At 66.2% G+C, this 9,234-nt stretch carries 9 protein-coding genes; all 9 read right to left on the reverse strand.

What is annotated here, in order from left to right; all coding sequences use genetic code 11:
* Positions 1-6 precede the first annotated feature (6 nt).
* Positions 7-882, reverse strand: a complete 876-nt coding sequence (locus AWB83_RS33600) for an SPOR domain-containing protein (RefSeq protein ID WP_087049913.1) — start codon at positions 880-882, stop codon at positions 7-9.
* 42 nt (positions 883-924) lie between these two features.
* Positions 925-2,235, reverse strand: a complete 1,311-nt coding sequence (gene folC, locus AWB83_RS33605; RefSeq protein ID WP_087049922.1) for a bifunctional tetrahydrofolate synthase/dihydrofolate synthase — start codon at positions 2,233-2,235, stop codon at positions 925-927.
* A 78-nt stretch (positions 2,236-2,313) separates the two neighbouring features.
* Positions 2,314-3,186: an acetyl-CoA carboxylase, carboxyltransferase subunit beta gene (accD, locus tag AWB83_RS33610; RefSeq protein ID WP_087049914.1), complete on the reverse strand. Its 873-nt coding sequence runs from the start codon at positions 3,184-3,186 to the stop codon at positions 2,314-2,316.
* Between the two features lie 68 nt (positions 3,187-3,254).
* On the reverse strand, positions 3,255-4,058 hold the full coding sequence (gene trpA, locus AWB83_RS33615) for a tryptophan synthase subunit alpha (RefSeq protein WP_087049915.1): 804 nt from the start codon (positions 4,056-4,058) through the stop codon (positions 3,255-3,257).
* 84 nt (positions 4,059-4,142) lie between these two features.
* Positions 4,143-5,021, reverse strand: a complete 879-nt coding sequence (locus tag AWB83_RS33620; protein WP_087049916.1) for a DNA-methyltransferase — start codon at positions 5,019-5,021, stop codon at positions 4,143-4,145.
* A gap of 11 nt (positions 5,022-5,032) precedes the next feature.
* Positions 5,033-6,226: a tryptophan synthase subunit beta gene (trpB, locus tag AWB83_RS33625; protein ID WP_087049917.1), complete on the reverse strand. Its 1,194-nt coding sequence runs from the start codon at positions 6,224-6,226 to the stop codon at positions 5,033-5,035.
* A gap of 49 nt (positions 6,227-6,275) precedes the next feature.
* Entirely contained in the window at positions 6,276-6,944 is a 669-nt protein-coding gene (locus AWB83_RS33630) for a phosphoribosylanthranilate isomerase (protein WP_087049918.1), read from the reverse strand.
* On the reverse strand, positions 6,941-7,744 hold the full coding sequence (gene truA / locus AWB83_RS33635) for a tRNA pseudouridine(38-40) synthase TruA (RefSeq protein ID WP_087049919.1): 804 nt from the start codon (positions 7,742-7,744) through the stop codon (positions 6,941-6,943). Before truA ends, AWB83_RS33630 begins: the two co-directional genes overlap by 4 nt.
* Position 7,745: 1 nt before the next feature.
* Positions 7,746-9,234: FimV/HubP family polar landmark protein (locus tag AWB83_RS33640; protein ID WP_143750147.1), on the reverse strand; the 1,489-nt coding region annotated here is incomplete at its 5' end.

The raw sequence follows: 9,234 nt of genomic DNA on the forward strand, positions 1-9,234 counted from the left end.
GCGCGCTTAGTTCGATGCCGAACGGCTGCCGCCGCCGAGACCGGCCTGGCGCACCTTCACGAGCGCGGCCGAAGCCGACGCGCGATCCGGAAACGGTCCCGCACGCAACAGCGCGCGCGTCGAGCCATCCGACTGCTTGCGATGTTCGAGATATGCGGGCACGCCCGCGGCTTTCAACTTGTTGACCCAGTTCTGCGCGGCGGTTTCGTCGTCGAACTGGCCGATCTGCAGCACGAAGCGGCTGCCGGCCGGCGAAGACGGCGTGTTCGCGGCGCCGGCGGCGGCGTTCGCCGCGGTGTTCGCGTTGGCTTCCTCGGACGGCTCGGCGGCCTGCGGCTTCGCGCTCTGGCCAGCGCTGGCGGCCGGTCTGGACGTCGACGGCTTCGCTTCCGGCTTCGCCTCGGGCTTGGGTTGTTCCTTGGGCTCGGGCTTGGCCTGTGCGGCCGTAGCCGGCGCGGCGGCCTGCGGCTGGGTTATGCCCGCCGCGACGCCGCCAGATGCGCCTGCCGGACCTTCATGCGCGACCCCGGCTTGCGTATCGGCGTCGGTCGCATCGCGCGACTGCTTGACGGCCGGCGCGGGACGATTGGGAATGTCGATGGAAATATCGTCGGTAACGGGCTTCGGGCGTGAATCGAGCACCATCGGCAGGATGATCACCGCTGCCAGAACCAGCGCGATCGCGCCGACCAGCCGGCGCCGGGCGCGCTGCTTCTCGGGCAGGGTGGGGTCGAGCATCATCGCGTCGGCGTCGGTGCGTTCGCTACGGTCGGTCCTGCGCGTGCGGCGTTCCGTGCGGACGGTCTGACGCGTGCCGCGTGAGGAATCGGAATATGCGTCGCGACCGGAGTCGTCTTTCTTGCCGAACGAGAAGAGTCCCATGTATCGTTTGGTGCTGACGGCCGACCGTCTCAGTGATGCTGCTCAATGATGCTGCGACTTACGGTAGGCCATGACGCCCGCTACCGTGTAGAAACTGCCGAAAACCAAAATTCTATCATTTTCGGACGCCCGGCTTAACGCATCTTGGAAAGCTGCCGCGGGTGTTTCAAAGCGAGAAACGCTGCTATCGGGCCCGTCGTTGACACCGGCGTCGCGCAACGCATGTTCCAGCTGCTCGGCGGACGCGCCGCGCGGTGTCGGCAAGGCGGTGACGTTCCAGTGATCGATCTCGCCCTTCAGATGTTTCACCACCCCTTCGATGTCCTTGTCGCGCATGGCGCCGAACACCGCGTAAGTGTATGGAAAATAGCCCATATTGCCGAGATTTTGCGCCAAAACCGCGGCCGCGTGAGGATTGTGCGCAACGTCGAGGATGATCTGCGGCTTGCCGGGCAACACCTGGAAACGGCCCGGCAGCTCGACGTTGGCGAGCCCGAGGCGAATGTCCTGCGCCGACACCGGCAGGCGTTCGCGCAAGGATTCGAGCGCGGCCAGCGCCGCCGCGGTGTTGATCAGCTGGTTCGCGCCGCGCAAAGCCGGATACGCCAGCGCCGAGCGCCGCTGCTCGCGGCCGATGTAGCTCCACTGCTGGCGCTCGTTGCCGGGCTGCGCCTCATAGCGGAAATCCCGCCCGACGAGCCACAAATCCGCGCCGATCGCCTCGGCATGATCGACGAGGCTCTGTGGCGGAGAAGGATCGCCGCAAATGGCGGGCTTGCCCGGCCGGAAAATGCCCGCCTTCTCGAAACCGATCTTCTCGCGCGTGTCGCCGAGATAGTCCGTATGGTCGATGTCGATGCTCGTGATCACCGCGCAGTCCGTATCGACGATATTCACTGCGTCCAGACGCCCGCCGAGCCCGACTTCCAGGATCACCGCATCCAGCCCGCGCGACGCGAAGAGATGCAGGATCGCGAGCGTCGTGAATTCGAAGTACGTCAGCGAGACGGGCTCCGGCAGGCTCGCGCGCGCCTTTTCCACCGCCTCGAAGTGCTCGAGCAACTCGGCGTCGGTCGCCTCCGCGCCGTCGATGCGCGCGCGCTCGTTGAACGACAGCAGATGCGGCGAGGTATGGCAGCCCACGCGATAGCCCGCGCGCAGCAGAATCGTTTCGATGATCGCGCACGTCGAGCCCTTGCCGTTGGTGCCGCCGACCGTGATGACGGGACACGCGAAGTTCAGTCCGAGCGCTTCCTTCACGCGCCCGATGCGCGCGAGGCCCATGTCGATGCCGACCGGATGCGCCGCTTCCAGATGGGCAAGCCAGGCGTCCAGGGTGGGGAAAGTGTTCATTTTCGAGATCGAGAAAGCAAAAACGCCGCGCGGAACCTCGCGGGGTTCACGCGCGGCGCGGCGCTGCATACTGAAGGATCAGGCGACGGAATCGGCGGGCTGCCGCGTCATCAGCGCCATCAATTGGGCGAGTTCTTCGCGCATCTTGCGGCGATCGACGATCATGTCGATCGCGCCCTTCTGCAACAGGAATTCGGCGCGCTGGAAACCTTCCGGCAGCTTCTCGCGCACGGTCTGCTCGATCACGCGCGGGCCGGCGAAGCCAATCAGCGCCTTCGGCTCGGCGATCACCACGTCGCCCAGGAACGCGAAGCTCGCGGATACGCCGCCCATCGTCGGGTCGGTCAGTACGGAGATGAACGGCAGCTTGGCGTCCGACAGTTTCGTCAGCAACGCAGTGGTTTTGGCCATCTGCATGAGCGAAAGCAGGCTTTCCTGCATGCGCGCGCCGCCCGACGCCGTGAAGCAGATGAACGGCACGTTCTGTTCGAGCGCGTTGCGCGCGCCGCGCACGAAGCGCTCGCCGACCACCGAGCCCATCGAGCCGCCCATGAACGAGAATTCGAAGCACGCGACCACGCAGGGAATCGTATGGATCGCGCCGCCCATGACGACCATCGCGTCGGTTTCGCCGGTGTCGTCCATCGCTTCCTTGATGCGATCCGGGTACTTGCGGCTGTCCTTGAACTTGAGCGCGTCGATCGGCACCACTTCCTGGCCGATCTCGTAGCGGCCTTCCGGATCGAGCAGGCGATCGAGCCGCTCGCGCGCGCCGATGCGCATGTGATGACTGCACTTCGGGCAGACATGCAGGTTCGCCTCGACGTCGTTGCGATACAGCACGGCCTCGCACGACGGACACTTCACCCAGAGGCCTTCGGGAATGCCCTTGCGGCTTTTGGGATCCGTTTGCTTGATCTTCGGCGGCAGCAGTTTGTCGAGCCAGCTCATCGTTTTTCCTTGACTGATCGGTCGCCGCGCGGCGCGCCCGAATCGGGCGGGCCGCGGCGGCGCATGTTTTACTTTGCGGCGTCGAGCGCCTGGCGAATCCCGGCGATGAAGCTCGTCAGCGACGCGGCCGCGGTGTCCGGCTGCGCCTCCTCGAGCAGTTGCACGAGACGGCTGCCGATGACGACGGCGTCCGCGACATCGGCGACGGCGCGCGCGGTTTGCGCGTCGCGAATGCCGAAACCGACGCCGATCGGCAGGGGCACATGCGACTTGATGGCCGGGATTTTACTCGCGATGCTGGAAACGTCCAGATTTGCCGCGCCGGTCACGCCCTTGAGCGATACGTAATAGACATAGCCGCTCGCTATCTTGCCGACCGCCGCGACGCGCTCGTCGGTGGAAGTCGGCGCGAGCAGGAAGATCGGATCGATGCCGGAGGCGCGCATCGCCGCGCCGAAGCTCTCGGCTTCCTCGGGCGGGTAATCGACCACCAGCACGCCGTCGACGCCCGCTTCCTTCGCCGCCTTGGCGAAGGCGTCGGCGCCCATGCGCTCGATCGGATTGGCATAGCCCATCAGCACGACTGGCGTCTTGTCGTCGGTTTCGCGGAAGCGCGCGACATCGGCGAGCACGCTTTTCAGCGTCACGCCGCGCGCGAGCGCCCGCTCGGACGAACGCTGGATGACGGGGCCGTCGGCCATCGGGTCCGAAAACGGCACGCCCAGCTCGATGACATCCGCCCCGCCCTTCGCCAGCGCGTGCATGAGTTCGACGGTCTGCTCGGGATTCGGATCGCCGGCCGTGATGAACGGGATCAGACCTTTCCTGCCCTGCGCGGCCAGCGCCGCAAAAGTGTTCTTGATACGGGACATGAGAATTCTCGAAGTCGTATTCGTTTGCGTCAGAGCCTTTCCGGCATCTGACGCGATCAGCGACGAAAATCGGCGCAACTTTCGCTATTTTGCGGTCTGCGCGGCGGCATCCGTTGCTATGAGCGCCTTGCGGCGCGGACGGGCCGGCGCGCTTGCCCGAAGCCGCGCAGCGCGCGCTTCGGCGATGCGGCCTTCCGCGATCGCGCAGTAATCCGCATTGATCTCATAGCCCGTGAACTCGCGTCCATGACGCGCGCACGCAACCGCCGTCGTGCCGCTGCCCATGAACGGATCGAGCACGCGGCCGCCCGGCGGGCAGCTCGCCAGCACCATGCGCTCGACGATCTCCAGCGGCTTTTGCGTCGGATGATCCACGCGCTCCGCGTGCTGCCTGTGCAGCCGCGACACCGACCAGACATCCTTCGGGTTGTAGCCGAGCTCCAGCCACTTGCTGCCTTCGAAGATCTTGCGCGAGCGCGCCTTTTTCGTCTCTGCGTCGTAGGGAATGCGCACCGGATCGAGATCGAAGTAGTAATCCTTCGATACCGCGAAATAGCCGATGTTGTCGTGCACCGAGGTGAATTTACGCGTCGTTCCGCCCATGCTCGGCACGCGCCGGTCCCAGACGATTTCGTTGATCATCAGGAGACGGCGCTTGAGGAACACGAACAGCTCGGGCGAATACTGCCAGGTGCAGAAGATGTACAACGAGCCACTCGCCTTGAGTTTCGGGATCGCCAGATCGAGCCAGCGATACGTCCACTCCAGAAAGGCGTCGCCGGACAGCATGTCCGAATCGTTCCCGTAATCCTTGCCCAGACCATAGGGCGGATCCGCAACGATCAGATCGATCGACGCGTCGGGAATGGTCGCGGCATCGGCCAGGAAATCGCGGTTGCGGATGTCGGCGCCGGCGCCCGTGAGAGCGCCGACGGACAACGGCTCGTCGATGACGGTGCGCATCTGCTATGGGCTCAGAACTGGATGCCCGATCGCTCGGCGACCGTATGCATGTCCTTGTCGCCCCGGCCCGACAGATTGACGAGCAGCACCTTGTCGCGCGGCAGCGTCTTCGCGAGCTTCGCCCCGTAAGCGAGCGCGTGGCTCGATTCGAGCGCCGGGATGATGCCCTCGATGCGGCAGCAGTCGTGGAAGGCCTTGAGCGCTTCGTCGTCGGTGATGCCGACGTACTCCGCGCGGCCCGTGTCCTTCAGCCACGCGTGCTCGGGACCGACGCCCGGATAGTCGAGGCCCGCCGACACCGAATGCGTCTCGATGATCTGGCCGTTCTCGTCCTGCAACAGGTACGTGCGGTTGCCGTGCAGCACGCCGGGGCTGCCGCCCATCAGCGAGGCGGCATGGCGGCCCGTATCGATGCCGTCGCCCGCGGCTTCGACGCCGATCAGCCTGACGTCCTCATCGTCGATATACGGATAAAAGATGCCCATCGCGTTCGAACCGCCGCCGACGCAGGCAATCACGGCGTCCGGCTGGCGGCCGGTCATTTCGGGCATCTGCACGCGGCATTCGTCGCCGATCACGCGCTGGAAATCGCGCACCATCATCGGATACGGATGCGGACCCGCCACCGTGCCGATGATGTAGAACGTGTTCTCGACGTTCGTCACCCAGTCGCGCATGGCTTCGTTGAGCGCGTCCTTGAGCGTCTTCGAGCCGGATTCGACCGGCACGACCGTCGCGCCGAGGAGCTTCATGCGATAGACGTTCGCGGCCTGGCGGCGCACGTCCTCCGCGCCCATGTAGACGACGCACTCCATGCCGAAGCGCGCCGCGATCGTCGCCGTCGCCACGCCGTGCTGGCCCGCGCCGGTTTCCGCGATCACGCGCGGCTTGCCCATCTTGCGGGCGAGCAGCGCCTGGCCGATCACGTTGTTCACCTTGTGCGCGCCGGTGTGATTCAGGTCCTCGCGCTTCAGGTAAAGCTGCGCGCCGCCGAGCATGTCGCTCCAGCGCTTCGCGTGATAAATCGGCGAAGGACGGCCGACGTAATGCTTGAGCTCATACTCGTATTCGGCGAGAAACTCGGGATCTTGACGTGCCGCTTCATACGCGACGCGCAACTCATCGAGCGCGTGGATGAGCGTTTCGGAGACGAACACGCCTCCATACTGGCCGAAGTGGCCTCTTTCGTCTGGCAAGTTGTACATTGCGTCACTCTCTCGGTTCCGCGAGCCGGCAGTGCGGCTCACGTTCGATTCATCCGGCATCCGCCGCGCGCACCGCGCGCACGAATGCCGCCATTCGGGCGGGATCCTTCACGCCCTTGGCGCCCGGCACTTCGATGCCGCTCGAGACATCGACCGCGTACGGGCGCACGCGCCGAATGGCGTCACTGACGTTTTGCGCGTTCAACCCACCACTCAAAACGGCCCGATGCCCGAGATCTGTTGGGATAAGTGACCAATCGAATACCTTTCCACCGCCGCCGAAGCCCTCGACGAGAGCGTCGAGCAGAAGGCCGCCTGCGGCTTTGAATTCAAGAGACGATTCTATCAAATGGGCCGTCGACGCATCAGGCCCAATACGCAGTGCGCGCCAATAGGATAAACCCGCAATTTCGGCGAGTTCTTCGCATTTTTCCGGCGTTTCGTCGCCGTGAAACTGCAGCAGCGAAAGCGGCACGTTCGACGTGACTTCCCGGATCCACCCGGGTGTCGCGTTCACGAAAAGCCCCACGGCCGACACGAGGGGCGGCACGTACCGCGCCAGTTCGACCGCCTGTGCGACGCTCACCGAGCGCGGGCTCGGCGGATAGAACACGAAGCCCACGGCATCCGCGCCGAGCGCGATGGCGTGCTGCACGTCCTCGACGCGGGACAGTCCACACAGCTTGATGCGGGTGCGATGCAAATCAGTTTCGGTCATTTCGGCTCCGCCCAGATTGCGCTCCAGGGCATGCTGGCGATATGCGGCGGCGGCACCGCGAAGTGTTCAGGATAGCCCACCTCGGCCAGATACAGCCCGTCGGGCATGAAGGTAGGCGCGGCGGCGCGGCGGTCGCGCGCGGCGAGGACTTCGGCCATCCACGAAGCGGGATGACGGCCCCGGCCGATCGCGACGAAGCATCCCATCAGGTTGCGCACCATGTGATGCAGGAACGCGTTGGCGCGGAACCGGAAGTGGATGAAATCGCCCTGCTTGCGCACGTCGATCCGATAGACGTGCTTCACCGGGGTTTTCGACTGGCAATCCGCCGCGCGGAACGACGAGAAATCGTGCTCGCCGATCAGGCACGCGGTGGCCTCGCGCATCGCGGCGACGTCGAGCGGCGTGTGCACCCATCCCGCGCGTTTCGTCAGCATGGGTGAACGCACCGGATTGACGTACAGGACGTAAAAGTACGTGCGCTCGAAGGCCGCGAAACGCGCGTGGAAGTCATCGGGCATCGGCTTCGCCCACTGCACCGCGATCGTATCCGGCAGGAAGGCGTTCGTGCCGCGCACCCACGAGAACTCGGCACGGTCCAGATCGGTATCGAAATGCACCACTTGGCCGAGGCCGTGAACGCCGGTATCCGTGCGGCCGGCCACGACCGTCTGCAGCGGCGTCTGCGCGAACTCCGCGAGCGCGCGCTCCAGTTGGTTCTGCACCGTCTTGCCGTGCGGCTGGGATTGCCAGCCGCAGAACGCCGAACCGTCGTACTGAATGCCTAAAGCAATACGCATCTCAGGAGTGCGGAGCCAGCGTCGAAAGAAGGGTGGCGGCCTGCTGGCGCGTCGCCGGATCGTTCGATTCGATCACTTCCTGCAGCAGGGTCCGCGCGCCCTGAAGGTCGCCCAGTTCGATGTATTCGGCGGCGAGCTCAAGCTTGTTGCGCGCGATAGTAGCCAGTTGCGCGGACGTCAGGGCGGGCAGCGGCTCGGTCGCGCTCGACGACGGGCCGAGATCGAAATCGAGGCTCAGCGGCCCGAACTTCGTCGCGCCCAAGCCCGCGACCGACGCCGCACCCGCGGTGCCCGCCTCGATCTGCGAAGCCACCGACTGCGGCTGCTTCGCGACGGAATCGGCTTGCTGCGCCGGATTCGGCTGGGCCACCGGCTGAGGCACGAACGGCGCCTGCTCGATCGACTGCGCGCCCGCCGCCCCGGAGCTCGGCGATGCTTCGAGGCGTGCTTCGCGCGGAGGCGGTTCGAGCGTCGAAGGCGGCGTGCTCGCGACAGGCGGCGGCGTGGCCGTTGCGGGTTCCGCCGTACCGGGCTGATTGAGCTTCAGCTCCATGCGAGGCGGCAAGCCCATGTCGAGCGAGTCGAGCGCCTGAATCGCCTCTTGCGGGAACTTGGGCATCGGGAAACTGTGCGCGAGCGCGGGTTCCTCGTCGAGCTCAAGGCCCGGGCGTTGCTGCGCTTCGAGCGCCGCCTGTTCGTCGGCGCTCCGCGCCCTCAGTTCGCGAAGCTCGGCTTCGCGCGCAATGATTTCGCGTGCGGCGGCTTCCCGCGCCTGCTCCTCGCGGCCGGTCAACTCGCGCAGTTCGGCCTCCCGCGAGTCGACTTCGCGCGCGGCCAGTTCGCGGGCGAGCGCTTCCCGTGCGGCGGCTTCCCGCGCGCGATTTTCCTGCTCTTCGGCCTCTTGTGCGGCCGCCTGCCGCGCCGCGGCTTCACGCTCCTCCGCTTGCCATTTTTCAGCCTCGTGCTCCGCGGACCGACCGGCTCGCGGTTCGTCCGTTTCCACCGCGCTCCGCGGAGCGTCGGGCAGCGGCGGAACGAAATCGGGATGTCGGGCCGCAGGCGCAACGGGCGCGAACGGCGCGGCTTCTTTCGCCGCGCTGGCAGCGGGCCCGGACGCTGCTGCACGCGCCTCGGTCGGCGGAGGCAGTTCGTCCTCGGAAGGCGTCGGGCTTGCCGCGACCGCATCCGGTTCGGATCGCTCGACCGATTTGCCCGCCGCACCGGCTACCGCGGCGATGCCTGCGGCCGACGCCGCGTCCGCCGTTCCGAGCGCTTCATTGCGCGCGTCCGCATCGGCTTGCGCTTCCTCCAGGGTGCGGAACGAGCGAGGCGCGCGATCGTCGTCTTCGACCTTCGCCTGGCGCCGCTTGCCGCGCCGCATCATGAGCAGCAGGACGGCGATCACCGCGATCACGATGCCGACGATCACCGGCGTCGTGCCGCCGCCTTTTTCGGGCGCGGGCACGGGCGCCGTGCTGGCAGGCGCGCTC

The organism is Caballeronia ptereochthonis (genome assembly GCF_001545075.1).
GTDB lineage: Bacteria > Pseudomonadota > Gammaproteobacteria > Burkholderiales > Burkholderiaceae > Caballeronia > Caballeronia ptereochthonis.